This is a genomic window from Bacillus sp. YKCMOAS1, assembly GCF_030268125.1.
Classification (GTDB): domain Bacteria; phylum Bacillota; class Bacilli; order Bacillales; family Bacillaceae; genus Bacillus; species Bacillus safensis.
This window is the reverse complement of the sequence record NZ_BSEI01000002.1, coordinates 80,998-105,002: the sequence shown is the minus strand read 5'-3', so window position 1 is coordinate 105,002 and position 24,005 is coordinate 80,998. Positions and strand designations below refer to the sequence as shown.

23 protein-coding genes are annotated in these 24,005 nt (G+C 43.3%); 10 read left to right on the top strand and 13 right to left on the bottom strand.

The annotated features are described in order from the left end of the window. Positions 1-68: 68 nt before the first annotated feature. From QSJ46_RS05595 to QSJ46_RS05580, 4 genes are all read right to left on the bottom strand, one after another. Positions 69-1,202 carry a zinc-dependent alcohol dehydrogenase gene (locus QSJ46_RS05595; RefSeq protein WP_285604425.1) on the bottom strand — a complete coding sequence of 378 codons (1,134 nt, stop codon included), beginning with the start codon at positions 1,200-1,202 and terminating at the stop codon, positions 69-71. Positions 1,203-1,356: 154 nt separating this feature from the next. Further along, positions 1,357-2,379, bottom strand: coding sequence for a quercetin 2,3-dioxygenase (locus QSJ46_RS05590; protein WP_285604424.1), 1,023 nt, complete (start codon positions 2,377-2,379; stop codon positions 1,357-1,359). Between the two features lie 80 nt (positions 2,380-2,459). After that, positions 2,460-3,032: a TetR/AcrR family transcriptional regulator gene (locus QSJ46_RS05585; RefSeq protein ID WP_224930128.1), complete on the bottom strand. Its 573-nt coding sequence runs from the start codon at positions 3,030-3,032 to the stop codon at positions 2,460-2,462. Between the two features lie 37 nt (positions 3,033-3,069). Then, on the bottom strand, positions 3,070-4,551 hold the full coding sequence (locus tag QSJ46_RS05580; protein WP_285604423.1) for an amidase: 1,482 nt from the start codon (positions 4,549-4,551) through the stop codon (positions 3,070-3,072). A gap of 187 nt (positions 4,552-4,738) precedes the next feature. Between QSJ46_RS05580 and QSJ46_RS05575 the strand changes: the two genes are divergently transcribed. After that, on the top strand, positions 4,739-6,355 hold the full coding sequence (locus QSJ46_RS05575; protein WP_107163929.1) for a S8 family peptidase: 1,617 nt from the start codon (positions 4,739-4,741) through the stop codon (positions 6,353-6,355). Between the two features lie 40 nt (positions 6,356-6,395). Here QSJ46_RS05575 and QSJ46_RS05570 read toward each other — a convergent pair whose 3' ends face one another. Beyond that, positions 6,396-6,932, bottom strand: a complete 537-nt coding sequence (locus QSJ46_RS05570; RefSeq protein WP_058837252.1) for a ribonuclease FAU-1 family protein — start codon at positions 6,930-6,932, stop codon at positions 6,396-6,398. Positions 6,933-7,044: 112 nt separating this feature from the next. Here QSJ46_RS05570 and QSJ46_RS05565 point away from each other — a divergent pair, with 112 nt between their 5' ends. Then, positions 7,045-7,248: a hypothetical protein gene (locus QSJ46_RS05565; protein WP_285604422.1), complete on the top strand. Its 204-nt coding sequence runs from the start codon at positions 7,045-7,047 to the stop codon at positions 7,246-7,248. 58 nt (positions 7,249-7,306) lie between these two features. Here QSJ46_RS05565 and QSJ46_RS05560 read toward each other — a convergent pair whose 3' ends face one another. Continuing rightward, positions 7,307-7,843 (bottom strand): GNAT family N-acetyltransferase, encoded by a 537-nt coding sequence (locus tag QSJ46_RS05560; protein WP_041088867.1) that lies wholly within the window; start codon positions 7,841-7,843, stop codon positions 7,307-7,309. A gap of 213 nt (positions 7,844-8,056) precedes the next feature. Between QSJ46_RS05560 and QSJ46_RS05555 the strand changes: the two genes are divergently transcribed. Beyond that, complete coding sequence (locus QSJ46_RS05555) at positions 8,057-9,274, top strand: multidrug effflux MFS transporter (RefSeq protein ID WP_047203430.1); 1,218 nt, start codon at positions 8,057-8,059, stop codon at positions 9,272-9,274. A gap of 16 nt (positions 9,275-9,290) precedes the next feature. Here QSJ46_RS05555 and QSJ46_RS05550 read toward each other — a convergent pair whose 3' ends face one another. From QSJ46_RS05550 to QSJ46_RS05535, 4 genes are all read right to left on the bottom strand, one after another. Then, positions 9,291-9,461, bottom strand: a complete 171-nt coding sequence (locus QSJ46_RS05550) for a hypothetical protein (protein ID WP_165585035.1) — start codon at positions 9,459-9,461, stop codon at positions 9,291-9,293. Further along, the gene (locus QSJ46_RS05545) at positions 9,458-10,045 is read right to left on the bottom strand and encodes a DUF1700 domain-containing protein (protein WP_047203429.1); all 588 of its coding nucleotides are present in this window, start codon (positions 10,043-10,045) and stop codon (positions 9,458-9,460) included. The genes QSJ46_RS05550 and QSJ46_RS05545 overlap by 4 nt, the downstream gene beginning before the upstream one ends. Next, positions 10,038-10,355 carry a PadR family transcriptional regulator gene (locus tag QSJ46_RS05540; RefSeq protein WP_039176181.1) on the bottom strand — a complete coding sequence of 106 codons (318 nt, stop codon included), beginning with the start codon at positions 10,353-10,355 and terminating at the stop codon, positions 10,038-10,040. The genes QSJ46_RS05545 and QSJ46_RS05540 overlap by 8 nt, the downstream gene beginning before the upstream one ends. A 261-nt stretch (positions 10,356-10,616) precedes the next feature. Beyond that, positions 10,617-11,447: a YitT family protein gene (locus QSJ46_RS05535; RefSeq protein WP_024424393.1), complete on the bottom strand. Its 831-nt coding sequence runs from the start codon at positions 11,445-11,447 to the stop codon at positions 10,617-10,619. A 335-nt stretch (positions 11,448-11,782) separates the two neighbouring features. Here QSJ46_RS05535 and mmuM point away from each other — a divergent pair, with 335 nt between their 5' ends. The 3 genes from mmuM (at position 11,783) to QSJ46_RS05520 (ending at position 14,906) form a co-directional block, all read left to right on the top strand. Continuing rightward, positions 11,783-12,721 carry a homocysteine S-methyltransferase gene (mmuM, locus tag QSJ46_RS05530; protein WP_107163980.1) on the top strand — a complete coding sequence of 313 codons (939 nt, stop codon included), beginning with the start codon at positions 11,783-11,785 and terminating at the stop codon, positions 12,719-12,721. Positions 12,722-12,759: 38 nt separating this feature from the next. Next, complete coding sequence (gene mmuP / locus QSJ46_RS05525) at positions 12,760-14,163, top strand: S-methylmethionine permease (RefSeq protein WP_039176176.1); 1,404 nt, start codon at positions 12,760-12,762, stop codon at positions 14,161-14,163. A gap of 122 nt (positions 14,164-14,285) precedes the next feature. Continuing rightward, on the top strand, positions 14,286-14,906 hold the full coding sequence (locus QSJ46_RS05520) for a hypothetical protein (RefSeq protein WP_107163927.1): 621 nt from the start codon (positions 14,286-14,288) through the stop codon (positions 14,904-14,906). A gap of 348 nt (positions 14,907-15,254) precedes the next feature. Here QSJ46_RS05520 and QSJ46_RS05515 read toward each other — a convergent pair whose 3' ends face one another. The 3 genes from QSJ46_RS05515 to QSJ46_RS05505 form a co-directional block, all read right to left on the bottom strand. Further along, positions 15,255-15,734, bottom strand: a complete 480-nt coding sequence (locus tag QSJ46_RS05515) for an Ig-like domain-containing protein (RefSeq protein ID WP_107163926.1) — start codon at positions 15,732-15,734, stop codon at positions 15,255-15,257. 132 nt (positions 15,735-15,866) lie between these two features. Continuing rightward, positions 15,867-16,349 (bottom strand): DUF2059 domain-containing protein, encoded by a 483-nt coding sequence (locus QSJ46_RS05510; RefSeq protein WP_107163925.1) that lies wholly within the window; start codon positions 16,347-16,349, stop codon positions 15,867-15,869. A gap of 108 nt (positions 16,350-16,457) precedes the next feature. Further along, complete coding sequence (locus tag QSJ46_RS05505) at positions 16,458-19,124, bottom strand: S8 family peptidase (RefSeq protein ID WP_212040283.1); 2,667 nt, start codon at positions 19,122-19,124, stop codon at positions 16,458-16,460. Between the two features lie 179 nt (positions 19,125-19,303). Between QSJ46_RS05505 and QSJ46_RS05500 the strand changes: the two genes are divergently transcribed. From QSJ46_RS05500 to mngB, 4 genes are read left to right on the top strand one after another with little or no spacing between them, the layout of a single operon-like run. Next, positions 19,304-19,825 carry a PTS sugar transporter subunit IIA gene (locus QSJ46_RS05500; protein ID WP_224930105.1) on the top strand — a complete coding sequence of 174 codons (522 nt, stop codon included), beginning with the start codon at positions 19,304-19,306 and terminating at the stop codon, positions 19,823-19,825. Further along, a complete protein-coding gene (locus tag QSJ46_RS05495) occupies positions 19,822-20,151 on the top strand; it encodes a PTS fructose transporter subunit IIB (RefSeq protein WP_024424400.1) in 330 nt (109 codons plus the stop codon). The genes QSJ46_RS05500 and QSJ46_RS05495 overlap by 4 nt, the downstream gene beginning before the upstream one ends. A gap of 35 nt (positions 20,152-20,186) precedes the next feature. Next, positions 20,187-21,305 carry a PTS fructose transporter subunit IIC gene (locus QSJ46_RS05490; protein WP_024424401.1) on the top strand — a complete coding sequence of 373 codons (1,119 nt, stop codon included), beginning with the start codon at positions 20,187-20,189 and terminating at the stop codon, positions 21,303-21,305. 28 nt (positions 21,306-21,333) lie between these two features. Then, complete coding sequence (gene mngB, locus QSJ46_RS05485) at positions 21,334-23,997, top strand: mannosylglycerate hydrolase (RefSeq protein ID WP_285604421.1); 2,664 nt, start codon at positions 21,334-21,336, stop codon at positions 23,995-23,997. Positions 23,998-24,005: the final 8 nt, after the last annotated feature.

Genomic DNA, 24,005 nt, shown 5'->3' with positions numbered 1-24,005 from the left:
CAGACCTGACACCGAATGCGAGGGTTTGTCTACACGCTGAGGCTTAGGAATACTCCTAAGCCTTCTTTTTATGGCTTTAAGACGACCTTTATACAATCATCCTGTTTATCATTGAAGATGTGGTACGCATGAGCAGCTTCATCTAATGGCAATTTGTGTGTGATAATGGCTCTAGGATCGATTTCACCGCTTGTCACTTTTTGATAGAGCTTTGACATGTATCCTCGAGCAGGGGCTTGGCCCATTTTCAAGGTGACGTTTCTTGCGAAAAAAGCACCTAATGGGAACATATTGTACAGGCCGCCGTACACGCCCGTCATCTGCACTGTTCCGCATTTGCGAACGGCTTTTGTGGCAATTTGAATGGGTCCGATCGTTCCGCCTTGCAGCTTGAGCTTTTGCTCAATTTTTTCAAGCGGCGACTTCTTCCCGTCCATTCCCACACAATCAATCACAACATCGGCCCCGCCCTTGGTGAGCTCTTTTAGCGTTTCTCCCATGTCGGGATCTTCTGTAAAGTCAAAAACCTCCACGCCGCTCATCCGTTTTGCATGCCGCAGGCGGTAATCGATGTAATCGACGGCTATCACACGTTCTGCTCCTTTTTGCCAAGCAAATTGCTGTGCCATTAACCCAACAGGTCCGCAGCCTAGCACGATGACCGTATCGCCTTTTTTCACACCTGCGTGCTCTACGCTCCAATAGGCGGTTGGTAGGACGTCTGATAAGAACAGCAATTGTTCATCCTCCAGCTCACAATCCTCTGGAATCTTAAACGGGGTGTAATTTCCAAAAGGTACGCGTAAATACTCTGCCTGTCCTCCGGGATAATTCCCATATTTCTCACTATAGCCAAAAAGCCCACCCGAGTCGTAGTGCTGGTTTGAGTTGTCGCATTGGCTTTCTAAGTGATGATCGCAATATTGGCATTTACCACATGCAACTGTAAATGGAATGACGACACGGTCTCCCTTTTTTACGGCTGTGACATCCGGGCCAACTTCCTCCACTATCCCCATTGGTTCATGCCCAATCACATAGCCGATTGGAAGCGGGAAATTCCCCTGATACAAATGTAAATCTGATCCACAAATTGATGTCGATGTAATCCGTATAATCACATCTTCTCGATCTTGAATCGACGGTGCATCTACTTTTTTTACTGCAATGCTATTTTTCCCTTGATAAGTAACAGCTCTCACATGCATTTCCTCCTTTAGCTCAAGTCATCTTTACATAGCTTCACCTTGAATGAATGGTTCATTCATCATATGAGAAATTTATGTGGAAGCAAAAAACAAAAAAGCCTGTCGATTGTTTCGACAGACTCATGATGTTGTGTAACGCGTTACACACTTATTCCTTTTCGACAAAAAACAAATCATATTGAGTTGAAGTCTCCCGATTGAACATGAAATTCCCTTCTTGAATAAAATAGGGACATATACTTTGTCTTGGAGATTCTTCAAACTGCTCATACACCTGCTCTATTTCTCCTGGTAGCAGCAAAACCAATATTTTATTTGAATGAGACATAAATTCATAAGAGTGAATCGTATCAGGCGGGATATAGGCAAAGTCACCCGGCATCAAGCAAATATCTTCTCCATTCAAATGAATGTTCATTTTTCCTTCAACACAATAGAGCGCTTCAGTATGAACTTGATGATAATGCGGCGGGAAATATTTCTCCTTCGCTCCTTCAACCACAAAATGACTGAATCCGCCCCCTGTTGTTTCTACTGTTGCAATCAGCTCATGAATCTGACCATCAATGATGTATTGCTTCCCTTCACCAGCCTCTAATACATAGGACTTTATTTCGTGAGGGAGCTGACTATGAAATAAAACGGAGGGCCTCGTTGTATTGGACAGTTCTCTGATTCCATGCATCAGGATGATATCGCTTTCTTTTTCAGCCTGCTGAAAACTGGCTGCATCGAAAGCATGATTCATCATAGAACTTTCATTCTGAAAAAGCCTCTTCCCAATTTGCTGATAGACATCTTTCATTTTTCCGCCCAGCGTATATGAAATAAATCTTGTTTTATGACTATGCATTCTGTAGCCATGAATCGTTTTGGGCGGGATATGAATATAATCAAAGGCAGTTACCATGTATTTTTTACCGTCCAGCATCACTTCAAGCTTTCCTTCCAGCACAAAAATGGTTTCAAATAAGTGCTCATGACAGTGCAGCGGGAAATAAGCTCCTTTCCCACCTGTGATTAAGGCAAGCTCAAACAGCTGATTCGTTTGATCTGCTTCTGCCAGCATTTGAACAAGCTGATTCTCCAGCCCATACAGTTTTCCTGAACCAGACATGGTATAAAAAGAGGTACCTTCGGATTGCTTGATCGATTGCGGTTGCTCCGACATCCCATCACTCCTCATGACGAATTGACTATCTATATTATATAGACCAATTGATATAATAGATAGACAATATGCGAGAGATTTTACTCTTCTCGCATAAATAAGTGTCTAAGGTAACTTTTTACGTGTTCTAAAGGGGTCGTTTGTTTGAGTGCAGTGGTCATCGATAGACCACCGATTACCATTGAGTGAAGGAGAGAAGCCAGCTCATCCGCTTTGTTTTCTTCATACCCGCTGTTCATTAGCTTTTCTTTTACAAGCTCCTGCCAGCGGATCATTTCTTGTTTGCATGCAGCATGGAGCTGCGTGTTTTCCGGCTTTGACTCTGCCGCCAGCAAGACAATTGGAATCCCTCTTTCACTTTCTTTCTCCATAAATCCTCGAATGATGTTTGTCATAAAACGATCGATGGCAATATACGGATCATCCGAATAAGCAAAGCCTTCTTCAATTTGATTGATGACCTTTTGACTAATGTATTCAACAGATGCAATGGCCAGCTCTTCTTTTCCATTTGGAAAGTAATAATAAAGAGAGCCTTTAGGTGTGCCGCTCTCTCTGATAATTTGATTCAATCCTGTCGCATGGTATCCCTGTTTACGTAAAAGAAGTGCTGCCGTTTGAATGATTTTATCCTTCGTACTCACGTGTGACACTCTTTTCCCTCCATAGACCAAAGTCGCTTATCATGCGTTATCGATTTAATTGACTAATTCCTTTCCAAATCGAGGATGTCTCCATTTCTGCTGCAAGCCTAAGCAGCCAGTCCTCTTTCCCTTTAGGCGCTGTCACCTGTACCCCTAAAGGCATGCCCGCGCTAGTGAGATGAACAGGTACACTCATTGATGGCTGACCTGTTAAGTTGGCAAGCTGTGTAAATGGGGTGTAGGTCAAGCTCTTGAGGAACATATCATAAATAAGATCCTGCTGTGCTTGCATTGAAAGAGATGACACACGTAAAAGTGCGTCTGTTTCCTGATCTGAATGCATAAGCTCACCAACCTTTGGAGCCGAATAGGCAGTAGCTGGTGTCACATAGAGATCGTAGGTTTGATGAAATGACGCCATTTGTGCAGCAGCCCGATCCCACGCATCAAGACTTTCTGTATAAGCAGCTGCGGTCACATTCTTGCCAGCCTCCGCCAGCACCCATGCCACGATGTCCGTTTCCTCCGGCTTTACTGGACGCCCTAACGAACGAGCCAAGGAAGTGAATAACGCAGACATTTCTCCACTGTTCATCACGTAATATTGCTGCATGAGATGAACCCCATCAATTTCCGGCTTGGCTTCTTCTACTTGATGACCTTGCTCACTCAGCCATTTCATTGTTTGCTGAACCGCCTGCTTCGCTTCCTCACTGACCTTCGTGCCAACTGGAGATTCTACACTGTAGGCAATTCGCATAGAAGATGTACGTTTCGCCAGATCCTCTTGGTAGCTGCCATCGTATAACGGCGTTTGGAAAGCAGCTTCGGGCTGAATGACTTGAAGAAGATCAAGAAGGGCTGCACTGTCCCGCACGGTTTTTGTGAGTGTAAAGTCGATGGAAGCCCCTTGCCACTGCCTTCCTGCGCCTGGGCCTACCGGCGTTCTTCCCCGCGTGGGCTTAAGACCGAACAAACCGGTAAAGGAGGCTGGAATCCGAATGGAACCACCGCCATCACTTGCTCCGCCAGCAGGTACAATGCCGCTTGCAACAGCTGCTGCTGTCCCGCCGCTTGAGCCGCCTGGAGAATAGTCCGTATTCCAAGGATTTCTCGTTGGCCCATGTAACGCAGGTTCCGTCACATTTCTTAAACCGAATTCCGGTGTATTTGTATGTCCAATCATGAGAAAACCAGCCTGCTTCAATCGATCAACAAAGTGCGAATCCGAGTTGGCTTTTACATCCTTTAACAGCAAAGCGCCTGCTGTCAGCGGTTCGTTTTTAATCCCTTGCGATATATTTTTTAGCACAAACGGAACGCCTGCAAATGGCTGATACTCATGTAACTCCTTGATATCTTTTAAAACTTGAGCCTGTCTCGTCTGTATCACAGCGTTTAGTTCTGGATTGACCTCATTCAATCTATCAAATGCAGTCTGCATAAGCTCCTCGGCCGTTACCTGCTTATTCCGCACAAGTGCTGCTAAGCCAGTCGCATCATACGTCATATACTCTTTTACGTTCATCAGCATGTCCTTCTTTCTCTTATCTTGATGTCTCTATTGTCTACTAGAATTCTATGAATTTCAATTTCAGGTTACTAGTAAAAATAACTTTCTCAACAAGACGACAATTCTACTATCCCATCCCCCTGCTTTCTCCGATATAATAGAGAAAAAAAGACCGAGATCATCGGATGAGAGGAGTCACGTCTTGAAAAGGAAAATAATCGTCATCATCGCTTTTTTTCTTGCGTTGACAACTGCTCTGCCCTTCCATTCACAGGCAGCAGCTGCACCATCAAAGGAAACTGATGTTATCATCGTCTATAAAAACCAAAAAGGAAAACAAACAGCTATTGATGAAAGTGAGAAAGTGAACGCACAATACATACATCTTCCCGCTGTCGCTGTAACAGCAGATGAACAAGCGGTCACCTCACTAAAAAAAGACCCAAACATCGCTTACGTCTCAAAAAACGTAAAGGTTAAACTCGCGGCTTCTACTGTGAAGAAAACAGCCGCTGCTACTAATCAGGATGCATTGGTACAAAAATCTTACAACCTGCAAAAACTAAATATAAAGCAAGCAATAAAAGAAGGCGTCACTGGTAAAAATGTAAAAGTAGCCGTTTTAGATACTGGCATTTTCTCACACGAGGATTTAAAGGTAGCCGGCGGTAAATCATTCGTGAACTACACATCCTCTTATAAAGATGATGAAGGACATGGCACACATGTAGCCGGCACGATTGGTGCGCTTAATAACGATTATGGAACAGTCGGCGTCGCTTCTGGTGTGAAGTTGTATGCTGTGAAAGTGTTAGATAAAAAGGGAGAAGGCGATCTATATAGTCTGCTTCGAGGCATCGATTGGGCGATTACCAACAAGATGGACATTATTAATTTAAGTTTAGGCTTTGAAGACAATATCCCCATCTTGCGTTCAGCAGTGGATGAAGCCTATAAAAAAGGACTGCTTGTGGTCGCTGCAAGCGGAAATGATGGGAAAAAGAATCATATTAGCTACCCTGCCGCTTACAATAGCGTCATTGCCGTTTCTGCAACGACTGACAAAGACAAACTTGCGTCTATCTCGAATACAGGGAAAGGGATTGAATTTTCTGCCCCTGGCCAGAACGTCATCAGCACTTATTTAAAAAATGAATATTGGTATGCAACGGGTACATCACAAGCTGCACCGCATGTCACAGGAATGCTGGCACTGTTAAAGCAGCTTCATCCGAAGAAAACAAATGCACAGCTTCGCACTTTATTGCGCAGCTATACAGTGGATCTTGGTGCAAAAGGGAAGGATCCACAATTCGGCTATGGCCGCGTGCAATATGTGCCGCAATCCTCCTTTTTAAAGGCTGCGGCCAGTGCTGTTAAAAAAGCCGAAACATCTAAAAAGCAGGAAGATGTCAATCAAGCCAAAACAAGAATTGGCCGGCTCACTGCAAGCAAACAAAAAACAGCACTCACAGAACGGGTGAAGAAAGTCCAAGCAGCCATTGATATCCGCTCGGCACGTGCAAAAGTCAAAACAGCCGAAAAAAACAAAACACAGGGCGCTATTAAAAGTGCTCAAACGGCCATCAAAAAACTAAACAAAGGCAAAGAAAAAACAAGCCTGCAAAACCGGCTCGACAAAGTCAAAAAACAAGTCGCTTATCAAAAGAAAGTGACAGACGCTAAACAAAAGGTCAAAAAAGCGGAAGCGAAACGAACAAAGAAAACAAAAGCAGCGGCCCAAAGCGCTGTCAAACAGCTAAAAGCCTCCAAAACAAAAACCAATTTACAAAAACGATTAAACCGTATTAAGGTTTAACAAAAAAAAAACGATTCCTTTCAGCGAGGAATCGTTTTTTCTATTTCAACATCGGCTCAAACAAACTGTGATGATATTTTCCTTCGGCATCTGCCCTCACTTGATCGAGAATGCTTTCTAACGAAGCCATCACGCCCTTTAATGCCCGATGCACCGAACCGTGTTCAAAATCCGCTAAACTCTCCGGCAATTCATCTTCATCCAGCACAAAGACATCACCATTCGGAAGAACGAGAAGGTCAATAATGAGATCTTCAAACATGACCAGCTGGCCGTTGAACTGAGTATCTCCCACCATATTAAGATAAGACCCTAGTTCCTTTCCTTGATCATCTCTCCAGAAATATATGTTGTAAGGACGATCCTTCCAATAATAGGCAGTCGTATAGCTTCCTTTAGGAATGGTCAGAGCACCATCACCTGCCCTCATCGTAAACGGGTCTTCAATCTTGTGAAACAGCACAGCCTGCTGCTTCTGTGCGTCTAACAGCTGACAGGTATGTTCCACAACTTTTTGATCGTATTTGATTTTTCTCTCGATGACTTCATCCCAACGATCCGCATGCAGCGAAAACAATATGTCACAACTCCCTCTAACACTCGTTTCTTTCTAGTATACACCGATTTTTTTTGAAGAAATAAAGGATTGCGCTTTTACTTCTGGAAGATGAATGATGAGGTGAAAAGAAATGAACGGAATCACGATTCTTGAAAACTTTACACAGCTTGGACAAATCATCCTCATGATTTGCAGCTTTGCCCTTTATTGGCAGCTAGTGAAAACGAAGAGAGAACGAAAGCTGTCTCCTTATGAGCGCATGTTAAAATTCTTTGTCATGTTCGGTTTCATCTCGTGGGGGGTATCATATTGGGCGCTGGCACTGTGGGCGTAAATTGAAAAAAGGAAGAGCTGCCCATTGACGTAAGCTCTTCCTTTTGCTGCACGTTATATTATGAACCTGCCGGCTGTTCTTTCTTGATCACATATTGATAGCTCTTGACATGCGTACCACTCGAGCTCACAAAATCTTTATCAAGCGCACGCTCAAAGCCCATTCTTTCATATAGGCGAATAGCGGCCTGCATTTTATCAGATGTATGCAGATACAGGACATTTTCGCCCCATGATTGCGTTAGTTCAATACTTTTACGCAGCAAGGACTCTGCAATCCCTTTTCCCCTCACATCGGGATCTACTCCTAAAAACCGGACGATGGCTGATGTAATGCCCATTTCTGGATTGTCATATGCTTGCTCTGATGATCGGAACATTTGAAGCGTCCCCACAACCTTGCCGTCAAGCTCCGCCACCAGCATCAGCTCCATGTTCGGATTATCTACAGCTGCTGCAAGCGCGGCAGAATAATCTTGCCAGCCTTCCTCTGTAAATTGAGGCGCATACTGTGCATAGGATTTGATCAGCACGTTCCTGATGGCCTCATGATCTTCTTTGACTGCTTGACGAATGATTAGCTCTTGCTGCTTCATGTCAGCACCTCCTGCTCTCTATTAGTGGATATACGTATCATGCAATCACTGCATGTGATAGCCTTACTCTTTTCTCTACTCATTCAATGTAAAGAGTCTCATTCGAAAGATCAATCATTTTGCACGGAAACATCTTTGAAAATTTTTCATTGAAAAGGAACGCTTGATTCATTATGCTGTGTTGAGGAAGTATACGAGGAGTGTTGTCATCATATGAGTTCTTTATCTTATCCCCAAGAATCGAAAAAAAATCGATTTCTCCTTGCCGCATTGCTCGGATCTTTAACAGCCCTTGCTCCGCTGGCAATGGATATGTATTTACCTGCATTGCCTCATATTGCTCGTGATTTTGAGGCAAGTACGGCGTTGTCCCAATTAAGTCTCATGGCTTGTCTCATTGGACTGGCGCTTGGCCAGCTGATTGCAGGCCCGATCAGCGATACGATCGGCAGAAGAAAACCGCTGATGATCGGCTTGATCATCTTTATAGCGGCATCACTTCTTTGTACAGTGGTCACATCGATTTGGATGTTCATTCTTCTTAGATTGATTCAAGGACTTGCTGGTTCAGCAGGCATTGTCATTGCACGAGCTATCGTGCGAGATCATTATGAAGGATCAGAAATGACGAAATTCTTTGCACTGCTGATGTTAGTCAACGGGGTGGCTCCGGCAGCAGCACCTATTGCAGGCGGACAGATTTTACGCTTCACGACATGGCAGGGTGTATTTGTCCTACTCGGAATTCTCGGGGCTTTGATGCTGCTGAGATCCATCTTTTCACTGCAAGAAAGCTTACCTGCGGATCGTAGACAGACCGGGGGCTTTCAACAGATTGCAGGCGCGATGAAAATTTTAGCCAGTGATCGTCTCTTTGTTGGATATGCCCTCTCACAAGGTCTTGTATTCGCAGCGATGTTTGCTTATATTTCCGGTTCACCGTTTGTGCTCCAGGATATTTTTAACCTTTCTCCACAAGGCTTTAGTGCGGCCTTTGCGGTGAATAGTCTTGGGATCATCACAGCTGGACAAGTATTTGCCCGAGTCGCTGCGAAAATCGGTGAAGAGAAAGTCCTTCGCATTGGATTGCTGACAGCTGCGGTAGGGGGAGTCACTTTATTTTTCATGATCTCGATTGATGCAGGATTGTACGGTATTCTCATTCCGCTTTTTTTTGTGGTATCAAGCGTTGGAATTGTCGGCACCTCTGCACCGTCTCTTGCAATGCAGCATCACGGGGCACATGCAGGAAGTGCAGCTGCACTGATCGGTGTGGCGCAAATGCTGCTAGGCGCTTGCATGACACCTCTTGTCGGACTAGCCGGAAGCCAAACGGCCTTTCCAATGGGGCTGATCATTATGCTTTGTGATCTAGGCGCACTTTGCTGTTATTTCTTCTTTGTGGCCCGAGCGAAAAAAAGACCCGCATAAGCGGGTTTTTCATTTATTATGGCTTGCTCCAATTGATGGTGCGGAACACGTTGCTCTGGTCATTGTTGTGATATGCATCTAGATCAAAGCCTGATATGCCAAAACCAATTGCCATGACAATTCCTCCGGCAACGGTGAAGATGATCCCCCATTTGATGACTTGCTTTTTTAAATCGTTCACGTTCATACTCTCACGACCTTCTTTTTAAACATCCCTATGAATGCCTTAGTTGTTTGAATAGTCATTTGCACAAATAGCTTTGTCAAATACGCCGTGGCTATGCCGCTTAATAATCCGACACCTAATAGAAGAATACCAACGCCAATCTGCGTCACCACCACATGCAAACCGTCCTGAAAGATAAATGGAGAACCAATGATGCTCCAAAAACCTCCGAGCAGACCAACCAGCGTCACTGTACCTGTCACGAGTGGAATACACCAAATCACCATATACACAGAAAGAATCAGCAGAAAGACTGTTGCTAGAATACTGCCCCATAACGGAAAACCTAAAATGAGAATGGAGAGTCTTGTGGCTTTTTCTCCAAACGTCGGCACCTGAACGGTTTTTATTCCTTGTTCCTTCATAATCCCTTCAGCGATCATAGCAGGCTGCCCGACTTGTTGAACCGCTTCCTGTTCACTGTAGCCATCTTCCTGATAATCCTCAATCATTTCATCGTAGTATTCGATAAACCGATCACTATCTTTGTCGCCTAGAAGATGCAGATGCTTCTTTAGGCTGCTTAAAAATTCTTTTTTATTCATTGCCCTGTCCTCCAGAAATAAAGTCGTAAATCGCCATCACCTGATCCCATTCCTCTAAAAACTGCGCCATATGCTCCCGCCCGCTTTCTGTCATGCGGTAGTATTTTCTTAATCGACTGTTATGTTCCTGGGAATATGTCTCCACATAATTGTTTTGCTCTAAACGCTTTAAAATCGGATACAATGTCGATTCTGATATCTCAATACAACGGGACATATCTTTAATGATTTGATAACCATAGGAATCGCCTTTCTTTAATACCGCCAGTACACAAAATTCCAGTAATCCTTTTTTTAATTGTGCATTCATGTTTACAACTCCTAACTCTTTATACTATACATTACATAGTATTGTGTGACAAGAGGTATAGAGAATTAAAAAAAGACCCTTTTTCGGGTCTTTTAGCTCTTTGTCTTCTTTTCAGCGTGATAGAAAACCTTTGCAGTCTAGGAAGGACGAGCACTGGCGCGGAGCGAATGTAACCATTCGTGAGCACCAGCGCGCAGGACTGACAAAGAATGCGAGGGTTTGTCTACACGCTGAAAGACCCTTTTTCGGGTCTTTTCATTTTTATATATTTACAAATCCTTCTCCGAACACATCGCGCACGTCATGGACAACCACGAATGCGTCTCGATCAATTTTCTTGATAATTTTCTTGAGGCGCATGAGCTCTTGCTTTTGAATGACTGCGTAAAGAATTTCCTTCGATTCCTTTGAATAATGACCGCGTCCGTTTAAAATCGTTACGCCTCGATCCAGGGTGTGATTAATTTCTTCCGCAATATCATCTTTGCATGAAGAAATAATCGTCACTGCCTTTTTCGTGTTAAGTCCTTCTATCACGAAGTCCATCACCTTTGTCGCCACGTACAGCATCACAATGGTGAACATTAATTTTTCCGCACCAATAATAAAGTAAGAAGCAAATACAACGATCAGATCAAAGAACAAGATGGCATAGCTCACGTTCCAGTCTAAATACTTGTTGGCAATTCTTCCGAGAATGGCAGAGCCCGCCGTTGTTCCGCCTGCTCTTAGCACTAGACCAATCCCAATACCGATGATAATTCCTGCAAAAATCGCTCCAATGATCAATTCATGAACATTCACGACCCATGTTGTGGTCAAGTGTAAAAATAGAGAGTTACTTGCGACGGCAACCACCGTATAAATCGTGGTCTTCTTGTCCAAGTATTTATATCCCACAAGTAATAAGATCGCATTCAACACGAGGTTCGTCAGCCACGGTGCAATCTCAAACAAATAATAAAAAATAATGGACAGCCCCGTTACGCCGCCTTCACCAAATTCAAGCGGAATGACAAACATGTTCACTGCTGCGGCAAATAAAAAAGAACCAACTAAAATCATCGCTATATCTTTTACACATTTTTTCAATTCTTCTTTCCTCCTTTTTTAAGCATATAAAAAACCCTCTTTCTGCACGAAAGAAGACAGTCGTTGGACAACATAAAAATCAAAAGACGGCGCCTTTTGATGAAGCTTTCTGAAATCAATCTTTCCATAATATATATCTCTTTTTAGAGGCTGTCAATGACTTGGTTTTCTATTATTTTGACTGCATTTTTATGCATCAAAACCCGCATGTTTTCAGGGTTTTCGCGCCCTAATATGCTTTTTCCTCTCCTTGACAAAAACGCTTTAGTCATTTAAACTACTGCCTCATATCATATCCATTATTTCCGATCTAAAAAGGAGGCTGTTTGATTCCGATGAATCCTATTCAAAGCCGTTTACAGGCTCACGCACCTTTGATTTTAGACGGTGCATTGGCAACAGAGCTTGAACGAAAGGGCTGTAACTTAAATGACAGTTTATGGTCAGCCAAAATACTTATTGAACAACCACAATTGATTCAGCAAGTACACTTGGACTACTTCCAAGCAGGTGCTGACTGTGCCACAACCGCCAGCTACCAAACAACGATTGAAGGCTTTGCTGAAAAAGGCTATACAAAAGAAGAAGCGCTTGAACTCATGAAACGCTCTGTCACTTTAGCGAAAGAGGCACGCGATCTTTTTTGGCAGGATGAAGCGCGTCGTGAAGGGCGGACAAAACCATTTGTCGCTGGATCTGTGGGGCCATTCGGCGCTTATTTGTCTGATGGTTCAGAATATAAGGGAAATTACGGACTCTCTGAGCAGGCTCTCATTGATTTTCACAGACCAAGAATTCAGGCATTAGTAAAAGCGGGGGCAGATATTCTTGCATGTGAAACAATTCCTTGTTTGATTGAAGCAACAGCCATCGCAAAGCTGCTGCGGGATGAATTCAGCGGGGTATCTGCTTGGATCACATTCAGCGCAAAGGATGGCCTGCACATTAGTGAAGGTGACTCCATACGGGAATGTGTACAGGCACTTGAACCTTATGAACAAATCGCTGCTGTCGGCGTGAACTGTACGCCGCCGCAATTTATCACTTCTCTCATTCAAGAAATGAAAAAAGGAACAAGCAAACCGATTGTGGTGTATCCAAACTCAGGTGAAGTATATGATCCTGAAGAAAAGGTTTGGAGCGGTGATACGCCACATCTTACTTTTGGCGAATGTGCGTATCAATGGTACAAAGACGGCGCGCATATCATCGGCGGCTGCTGCCGCACGACTCCAGAAGATATCAATGACATCTTAAAACGAACCACATCATGAATCATCACACATACTTCTAAGCAAAAGGGCGGGAAGACATGGAACAAGCAAAAGATCAGTCACAACAATATCAACGAAAAATGACGAGCCGGCACCTGTTCATGCTTTCTCTAGGCGGCGTCATTGGAACAGGGCTCTTTTTAAGCTCTGGGTATACCATCAATCAGGCCGGACCTGCGGGAACCATTCTTGCCTATCTTGTGGGGGCATTAATTGTCTACCTCGTGATGCTTTGTTTAGGTGAGCTGTCTGTTGCTATGCCGGTCACAGGGGCATTTCATACGTACGCAACAAAATACATTGGACCTGGTACAGGCTATACGGTCGCTTGGCTATACTGGCTGACATGGACAGTAGCACTCGGTTCGGAATTTACAGCGGCAGGATTATTAATGCAGCGCTGGTTTCCAGACACTTCGGTTTGGATGTGGAGTGGTGTTTTTGCTCTTCTCATCTTTTTACTGAATGCATTTACAGTCAAATTTTTTGCAGAATCAGAGTTTTGGTTTTCCAGTATTAAAGTGATGGCTATTATTCTCTTTATTATTCTTGGCGGAGCTGCAATGTTTGGTTTGATTCCATTAAAGGGCGGTGAGGCCGCTCCATTCTTTTCTAATTTCACTGGCGAAGGCGGACTTTTCCCAAACGGCTTTTTACCCATTTTAATGACGATGCTTGCTGTCAATTTTGCTTTTTCAGGGACGGAGTTGATTGGGATTGCTGCGGGTGAAAGCGTCAATCCTGACGAGACCATCCCAAGAGCCATTCGCACAACTGTCCTGCGTCTCGTCCTGTTTTTCGTTGGAACGATCGTTGTTTTGGCTGGCTTGATTCCAGTAGAAGAAGCCGGGGTGATCAAAAGCCCATTTGTCGTGGTATTTGATCGTATCGGGATTCCTTATGCTGCAGATTTCATGAATTTTGTCATCCTGACCGCCATCTTATCTGCCGCAAACTCAGGATTATACGCGTCATCTCGTATGCTTTGGTCGCTTTCTGAAGAACGGACACTTCCTAAAAAACTGGCGAAACTGACATCAAAAGGAATTCCTTTGAATGCACTCATTTTAAGTATGATCGGTGGTATTCTTTCATTGCTATCGAGTGTGATCGCTCCAGAAACGGTATACCTTGTTCTTGTGTCAATCTCTGGACTGGCTGTTGTGGTCGTATGGATGGGAATTGCTGCCTCACAGTTGATGTTTCGGAAAAGATTTTTACAGGAAGGCGGACAGCTTCAAGATTTATCATTTCGAACTCCGCTCTATCCAGTGGTTCCGATTGCTGCCTTCCTCCTATGTCTAGCATCTGTCATCGGCATTGCCTTTGATCCAAATCAGCGGATTGCCCTCATCTGCGGCATTCCTTTCATTGCGCTCTGCTATGCTGCGTATTACATGACAGCTTGGATTCAGAAAAAACGAGAAAAACCTGGTGTATAAACATCAGGTTTTTTCTATATAAAGCTGCTTACAGAAAAGGATATCACTAGTAAAAGAAGCACACTTTGGTATATGATAGGAATCTATGATTTTCAGGATGAACCAAGGGAGTTGTCGTGAATATGGAAATGACCATTACAAGAGCATTAAGTGAACTGAAAATGTTAGATAAAAGAATCAACCGAACCGTTGATGACGCCGTACTTGGTGGATTGATGATCGGGAAACATATACAGCACGGATTTCAGAAGCAAGAAGAAATTGAAAAAAAGGCGAAGGCTGATGATCAATCGATTCAAGCTTTAATCAAACGCCGGAATGCCATCAAATCAGCCATCGTTGTATCAAATGCAACCACAATGATTGATGTGGCAGGTGTCCGTATGACGGTGGCAGAGGCGATTGAACGTAAGACGTCGATAGACTACGATATTCGTTATTTACGGAAAATGAAACAAGTGTACAAAGAGCTGGTCGACAAAGCAGAACAAACCAATGAAGATGTGAAAAAGAGACTTGATCAGCATTTAGAAACCTTGTTTGGGAAAGATGGAAAGACACAAGCGGCTGCCAACCAAGAGATCGTGAAGTCTTTTCTAGCTGAAAATGAGGCAGTGATCATCGATCCGCTTCGCCTTCGAGTAAAAATTGAACAGCTTTCGAAAGAAATTGAAGATTTCCAAATGGAAGTTGATTTTTCCTTGTCTGAAAGCAATACACTAACGAAAATACAGATCGATTAATTGATTTTGTTAGTGAGCCGAAAATCGATAGAACTAAACACCTCCGAGGGAAAGGTCATTCCCTCCTCATCTGATGATCATCTTAGGATGATCCTTGATAAAAGCTCAAAGCTGAACGTTCAAGGATCAAAGTTCAAGTGTGAAGGTTCTTATCCATCAAAGCTCAAGATTAAAAGGTAAACGCTCGATCGAATCTGGGAATAACGGCTAATGAGTGTTTGTTTATCGACTCTTTCGGTTACCGCCCAGCAGGTTTGCTAACAAAAAGAAAAGGATGTCACTTGATGACATCCTTTTTTCTATGAAAACGACAGGGTTTTCGCTAAGTCGTCTCATCCAGCAGATTAGTTAAGAATTGATTGAATATGCCAAATGGTACACACTTGAGACATTTGAAGATAGCTTGATGTCGTTTGAAGTGAACTTGATTAGAACGACATCAAAATAATGTTTAAACCTGCCATTATCAAAATAATCGTAGCCTGCAGCTGAAGGAACTTGAATCGTTAGTGAAAATTGTCCATTCTCGTCTGTTGTGCCTGTCGCTGTTTGAGCCAATGACTTGATCTCTGCTTCAAAATAAAGCTGGATTGGCTGATTAGCCATCAATTTACCATTTTTATCCTTCAACGTTCCTTTAAACGTAGCTGGATAACGCGGACCCACTCGATATTTACTGCCATAACCGTAATCGGCCATTCCACCATTTTTTGCTGTGACACTTGTTACTTGTACAGATGCTGGTGCTGCTCCTGTTTCCTCTGCATGTGCAAAGGTTGGGAATACGAGAAGCAATGATAAAACGAAAGCAAACAACATTTTTTTCATCGATAAATCCTCCTTTTTTTTCCTACAATATTACCATCGGCATAAATTGGTATTTTTCCAGTAAAAAAACAGAAAACTTCCCTTTTTTTAGAAAGGGAAGTTTCAGATTGTTGACATTCTTTTTTTATGAGATTAGTAACGTGATGTATATGCCAAATGGTACACACTTGTGACATTTGAAGAAAGCTTGATATTGTTTGAAGTAAAAGTAACTGGAACGATATCGTAATAATGTGTAGACCAGCCTGCATTATTATATGAACGGTAGCCTGCACCTGCAGGAACTTGAATGGTCAATGAGAATTGTCCGTACTCGTCTGTTGTTCCTGTCGCTGTTTGAGCATATGATTTGATCGCTGCTTCAAAATAAAGCTGGATCGGCTGATTAGGCATGAGGTTTCCGCTTGTATCCTTTAATGTTCCTTTAAACGTAGCTGGATAATACGAACCCACTCGATATTTACTGCCAGAGCCGTAATTGACCATTCCACCGTCTGCGGCTGTAACACTTGTTACTTGTACAGATGCTGGTGCTGCTCCCGTTTCTTCAGCATGTGCAAAGGTTGGGAATACGAGAAGCAATGATAGAACGAAAGCAAACATGATTTTTTTCATCGATAAATCCTCCTTTTATTTCCTACTATATTACTATCGACAGGAATTGGTATTTTTCCAGTATAAAACAAAAGAACTCTCCTTTTTTTAGAAAGGGAAGTTCTTCTTTTATTTTTTCACAACCACTTTTACTGCTTTGCTTTCTCTTTTTCTCACATCTGAAGCGGTCACATACAAAACCGTTTTAGCTTTTTGTGGTTTTATTTGGGCAGTAAATGCGCCCTTGCTATTGGTTTTGACTGTTTTGATGACTTTCTTTGATTTGTTTTTCACTTTAATGGTCAAGCCTGCACCCGCAGTCCCTTTGACCGCTTTACTTTTGACTGTTACTTTGCTCACTTTCGGCTTAGCTGGTGCTTTGCCTTTTTTCACGACGGTTTTGAGCGTCGTTGCGGCCTTTCCTTTTGAAATTTTAATGTGAAGTACCTTGTTTTTGTTCTGATGTTTAATCTTCACACTAAAGGTTCCTTTTTTGCCTGCTGTGCCTTTTCCAAGCAGGGTTTTTCCTCTATACACAGAAATAGCAGCGCCAGCTTTTGCTTTACCTGTCACCTTTTGATGCTGATCCTCCACTTTGCTCACAGATGCATTCAATTCGACAGCACTTAATGCAGCAAATGCATTCAGTCTGCCGTGTCCTGTCATCCAATCGACACCTGGAATTTTCGGATCAACAATTGGTTCCTCGTTTTCATCATAGAAAACGTCGTCTTTTCCATCAATAGATTTAAATGAGATGTCATCTGCTGTATTTTGCAAAAGATTTCTCACTTGATTTGGCTTCAAGGATGGATTTTTAGAAAGCAGTAATCCTGCTGCTGCTGCCACATATGGTGTCGCCATTGATGTCCCGCTAAGGTATGAGACGTTCCCATCAGGCATTAAGCTCGGAATATCAGAACCTGGTGCTGACATGCTCAGTCCTTTGCCATAACTTGAGAACTCAGCGGCAATATCCATACGGTTGCTTGCGCCAACCGCCATTGCGTATTTTGACGTCGCAGGGTAGCCCATTTCTGGTACGCCATCATTCCCACTTGCCACGACGACTAGTACATTTCTTTGTGCAGCATAATTCATTGCATATTCAATCACTCTGCTGTAGTAGCCGCCAAGGCTCATGTTGATCACCTTTGCGCCTTTGTCCACTGCATGCTTGATGCCAAGTGCAATATGTTCTGTATCTCCAAATCCATAAGCATCCAGCACCTTCACTGGAATGATGCCCGTATGTTGGTTGAGACCTGCCATTGAGTAATGGTTATCGGATTTTGCGGCAATGATGCCTGCCACATGCGTACCGTGTCCATTGTCATCAATGGCATCTTTGTTTCTTCCAATGAGATTCGCACCTAAGTCTGTACGAACAGTCCCGCTTAAATCTGTCAAACGGCTGTCTACACCTGTATCCACCACAGCAATTAATGTTTGCTTCATTTTGCTTGTGCCAATCAGTGTATTCATTTGTTCAAATTTGACGTCAGCGCCTTTTTTCCCACTGTTTTGCGCACTGTTTTTCAGCGGCCACTGATAATCATACTGCGCGTCGTTGCTTAGCGCACGATAGGTTTGAACAGGCTCTGCAAATTCAACATTCGGCATGCTGGAAAGCTTTCTTGCCGTGCTCTTGATCGCCGCTTTGCCTGCTTTTAGTGTCTTTCCAGCTGATTCTTGCCCTGCTGGTACATCATAGACATACATGCCTTTGAATAAAGGACTGACTGACTGTGATGTCACACGGTTTTCTTGGATACCGTAGCTTTTCATCTTCTTTTTCGCAGATTGAAGTGTTTGGCCATCCTTTAATTTAAAAATGATCTTATTCGTTTTAACCTTCTCTTCTTTTACAAGCTTTTGTTTCTCTAATACATAACCAGCTGATTTTCCTTCAAGCTGATCAATGCCAATTTTTTGACTGACAGCTTCTAATTCCTTTTTTAAATAAGCCGGACTTGCTTCTTTGAGCATATCAAAAAGGGAGCGGATCGCCTGCTGTTCTTTTTCTGTTACGATATGACCGCTAAATGCACCATTTTTCTCTACGTCACTTAGCAGTGTTTTTAATGTGAGCAGATGATTGTATACCTTTTGCTGCTCTTTATGATGTTTGATGAGCTTCGATTTGAGAAACGGTTTTGTTTTTTGGAGCAGACGCGAAAGCTTCCGACCTTCTGCTGTTTCATTAAATCGTTTATCTTCGATTGTACGAATCGATTGAAGAATTTCACGCCCGTACTTTTTCTCAATAATGATGATTTCAGGCTCATCTTCTTCAGGGAAAACGGGTTCAGAAGGCGGAAGGTTAGCTCCTTTATACCCGATTGTATATGCCGCATCCTCTTCCTCATCACGGCTGTCTTCCTCTGACCCTAAATAGAGCACTTTGACATAATAGGGACCTGACCATGCGTGCGGGAAGTTGATCTCTGTTTCTCCGCTTGCTGTGTCCACGCGATACCTTGAATAGGTGTCATCCTTCATCGCTCTGTCCTTACTTGGATAGACCGATACGGACAGCACTTGTTTACTTTTCACAGAAATTTGCATGTGTGTATGTTTTGCCACCTCTTGTGCAGATGGCGTGATTTGATACCATGACTCTTCCTTTTCATTCTGTAATGTACCTGAGATGACTTCACCATTTTTTAACCCAATGGCTTCATTGACACTTGTTCCATGACTGGCAGCTGATGCCTCGTATCCAGGTAATGCTGCCGTACATAGAATGATGGCCATGAGTACGACCACACAGGATTTGACCTGCTTTTTGAACATGAAAAGACCCCCTTATCTTTTATGATACCTTGGAAGAATATCACAGAAATACATTTAGTAGAATCTGTTTTTTATATAATTAAACTCGTTTTAAGCTAGGATTTGAGATATTCAGTCAGCAAGACGGATAGCTTCATAAACTTTTTGCCATTTCAAACGGAAAATGATGCTATTTAACCATGCTGAAAAGTACATTACAATCAACTTGTAAGCGCTTAACAAACAAGAGAGAAGGGATCAGCTTGTTCCAAAAAGATCATGTTTTCACACAAGTAAACGGACGATCAAAGAATGAGATTTTACAATACATTTCCGAGAAAGCTGAAGACCTTCAGATTACAAACAATCAAGCAGGGCTATTAACGGATTTATTGAAACGGGAAGACGAAGTCTCAACAGGACTTCAACAAGGCTTCGCCATTCCACATACAAAAAGCTCCGCTGTAAAAACGGCTTCACTTCTTTTTTTAGAACTTGAACAACCCATTGAATGGGGAAGCTTCGATGATTTGCCCACAAGCTATTTATTTACACTGCTTGTTCCACTAGAAGAAGCAAATGTCACACATCTGAAATTACTGTCAGGTATTGCGACAAGCCTAATGGAACCTGCTTTTATCGAAAAGATTCAACCAGGTCAAACAGCTGATTACTATTACGAAGTCATTGAACAACAATTGAAAGAGGGGATTACACAATGAAAATTGTCGGTGTCACTTCATGTCCAGCAGGGTTAGCTCATACTCCAATGGCAGCCAAAGCGTTAGAAAATGCGGGTAAACAACTCGGACACGAGATCAAAATCGAACAGCAAGGAATTATGGGACAGGTGAACGGCATTACAGCAGAGGAAGCACAGCAGGCAGACCTCTGCATCATTGCCTCAAATCAGCATATCAACGATGCAGAACGCTTCTCAGGCATTCCCACTGTACGTGTCGAAATCGGACGTGCCTTAAAAAATGCTGAACAAATTATCACCAAAGCCGTAGCACTTGTAGAAAAGAAAAAATCTGAATCTCAATAAACATGAGCAATGCCATATAGAAAGGAGCAAAGAAAATGAAAGCAAAATTAAAAGTCATTGAAGGCCATCTCATGACCGGTATTTCTTATATTCTTCCGGTAATCATCGGTGCTTCACTTATCGTTGGTTTAGCAAAATTGGTCGGGTTAGGGTTTGGTGTTTCAGATTTAAACACCTATAAGGATGCTGGCGGCATACTGCACGGTGCCTATTTAATGGAGCAGGTTGGCTGGACAGGCATTGGCTTAATGAACGTCCTGCTCGCTGGATTTATTGCCTATTCCATTGCAGATAAATCAGGTCTTGCGGCTGGTTTTATCGGCGGTGCCCTTGCCAGCTCAACAAATGCCGGATTTATAGGTGCCGTCATTGCAGGCTTCTTCGCAGGATATGTTGCTCTTTTTGTGAAAAGAAAAATTCAAATTCAAGGCTCTGCAGCTGGGCTCGTCCCTCTGCTCATCCTGCCGCTTATTACCGTTGGCTTAACCGGACTTCTTATGTCAGTTCTTCTAGGCGGACCATTAGGCGCTTTGAACACGGCATTAATTGAATGGATTAAAGGCATGGTCGCTGATGGAACAAGCACACTCGCGCTCGCTCTCATTTTAGGTGCGATGATTGGCTTCGATCTTGGCGGACCGGTGAATAAATCAGCGTGGATGGCTGGTAACGCGCTCTTCCTATCAGGCGTCTACCTCCCTGCCATTCTTGTCAATATTGCGATTGTCATTCCACCGCTTGGATACGGGCTTGCGACATTGATTCGAAAACGCAACTTCTCTCCAACCTTTAGAGAAGCCGGACGAGGCGGACTTGTTATGGGCATTATCGGTATTACGGAAGGGGCGATCCCTTTTACCCTCGTCAATCCTTTGAAATTGATTCCGCTCAATGTTGTCGCATGTGCTGTTGGAAGCGGGGTCGCTGCATTATTAGGAGTTCATGACATCATGCCGCCAATTGGCGGGCTATACGGCTTCTTCTCAGTCGGAAACTGGTGGGCTTATTTAATCGGAGCCCTTACTGGCGCACTCGTCATCGGTATTGGCGCCAACCTGCTTGTGAATTTCTCTGAGAAAAAAGAGCCAAAAACGCCGGAACATGATCAGAAGCAGAAAGAAGAAGATGATTTTGACCTTGTGCTAGAAGGATAATTTGAACGAAGAAAGGTGTCGTTGATCAATGACTGTCAATGTACATGTGATTCCACATACTCACTGGGACCGGGAATGGTATTTCACCACCTCCCGCTCCCGTATCTACTTAATGAAAAGCGTAATGGACATTTTAGATACCCTTGAAACAGATGAAAGGTTCCATTACTTCATGCTCGATGCCCAGGCTTCCTTATTAGATGATTATTTGAAATGGCGTCCAGAGGATGAGAATCGAATCAAGAAGCTCGTCACAGCGAAACGTCTCATCATCGGCCCATGGTATACCCAAACCGACCAGCTCGTCATTTCAGGTGAATCGATTGTGCGGAACCTGCAATATGGGATTGAACGCTGTCAGCAGTTCGGCCACGTGATGAAAGTCGGCTATGTCCCTGATTCCTTCGGTCAATCCGCACAAATGCCTCAAATTTATCGCGGCTTCGGCATTGTCGATACAGCATTTTGGCGTGGCGTTTCTGACCATATGACGAATCATACTGAATTCAATTGGCGCGGCGCTGACGGCAGTGAAGTCTTTGCTGTGAACCTGCCATTTGGCTACTACTACGGTGGAAATATTCCTGAGAAGGATGAGGACTTACAAGCCTTTTTATCTGAAAAAATTGGTGCGCTGCAAGCAAAGGCAACCACAAAGAATGTCTATTTCCCGAACGGTTTTGACCAAGCACCAATTCGCAAAAACCTGCCTGACCTATTAGAAAAAGCCAATGAACTTGACGAGAATCACTATGAAATCAGTAGTTTAGAAGATTATATTGCAGCCGTGAAAAAAGAGCGAACATCTTTTGAGACGTTACAAGGAGAGCTTATTCACGCGAAGCATATGCGGATTCACAAATCGATCTTTTCAACACGAGCTGATTTAAAAATCTTAAACAATCAAATTGAAAACTATCTCGTCAATGTGATGGAGCCAATCTTAACGATCAGCTATTCACTCGGACATGACTATCCTCATGACACGGTTCGTGATATTTGGTACCTCATGTTTGAAAATGCAGCGCATGACAGCATTGGCGGCTGTAATAGTGACACGACAAACCAAGATGTCTTCTTCCGCTACAAACAGGCAAAGGAAATCGCCGAGAATCTTGTAGACTTACACATGCGTCTCATCGCTATTCGACTGCAAACAGAGCAGGAAATCACGTTCACTTTATTCAATACACTGCCTTCAACGCGCTCTGAAGTCATTGAAGTCGAAACGTTTATCACAGAACGTCCATTTATACTAAAGGATGTAAATGGACGAACGCTTCAGTACACAGTGAAAAGCAAAATCGATGTCACAGATTATGTGCTGGCACAGCAAATTTCTCTTAACCCAAGTAAAGAAGTGTACATGCCAAAGCAAGTATGGAAAGCCGTGCTGCTGATTGAAGCCATCGACTTACCGTCAGTAGGCTATACACAAGTCAGCATGGTCTTCGATGAATCAAGCGAATCTCTATGGGAAGAAACTGAAGGACGCGTGATCGAAAATACGTATTACCGCATTGCGGCAAATGACAACGGATCACTGGACATCACAGACAAACAAACAGGCAAGACCTTCTCTGAGCAAATGATCTTTGAAGACAACGGAGACGATGGGGATTCTTACAACTATTCACCACCGCGTGAGGATCTGTATGTGTCATCAAAAGATCTTTCATCAGCGGACATCTCAGTGTCTAAAAGCGGTCTGCAAGACGAGCTGACCATCAAGCTTCAGCTCACTGTCCCTTATGACCTAGAGGCGCGCTCTAAGCAATCGGCTGCGACATCACTTCCGATCACAGCGAAGGTGTCATTAAACAAAGACGATGCTATCATCCGTTTTCATGTAGATGTCGATAACCATGCATTAGATCATCGCCTTCGTGTTCTTTTTGATACAGGCATCGCATCAAACGTATCACTAAGCGATCAACAGTTTGGTACAATCGAACGTCCAACAGAGCTCACGCAAGAGCTTGAATGGTGGAATAATGAACATTGGGAAGAAAAACCGATCACCATTGAACCGATGCAATCCTTTGTTGCACTTCGTGATCAAGCATATGGTGCCGCTCTGTTGACCGACTGCGTGAGAGAATACCAAATCACAGGAGAAGGTTACACAACGATTGCGTATACGCTCTTCCGCTGTTTCGGAAAAATGGGGAAAGAAAATCTCCTTTATCGTCCAGGACGCGCATCTGGGGAAAAAATTGTGGAGACACCTGACGCTCAGCTGCAAGGTGCACTGTCATTCTCATTTGGAATGCACTATAGCAAGGATGCAGTCAGCGAGGGACACTTAGCGCAGCTTGCCAAACGGTATACCACCTCTGTTCAATGCTACGAGCGCGCAGATTTTTTAAACGGTCGTTTAATTTTCTCTTTCCGAGATGAAAAAGAAGACTTACAATCTACTTATAGCCTGCTTGACATCGAGACAGATGGAGCCATTCTAAGCGCTCTGAAAAAAGAAGAGCATGGAACAGGCATTGTCATTCGTCTCTTCAATCCATATTTAACGCGTCAAACAGCCGCTTCAATCAATAGTTCATCTCTACAACACGGAGAAACAGCGAATTTAGGAGAAACACCTGAAGGACAGATACTCAAAGCACAACATGGATCATTACACATTGAACCGCTTACACCTTGTCAGGTACAAACCTACATTGTAAAGAAAAAATGAACATGTAG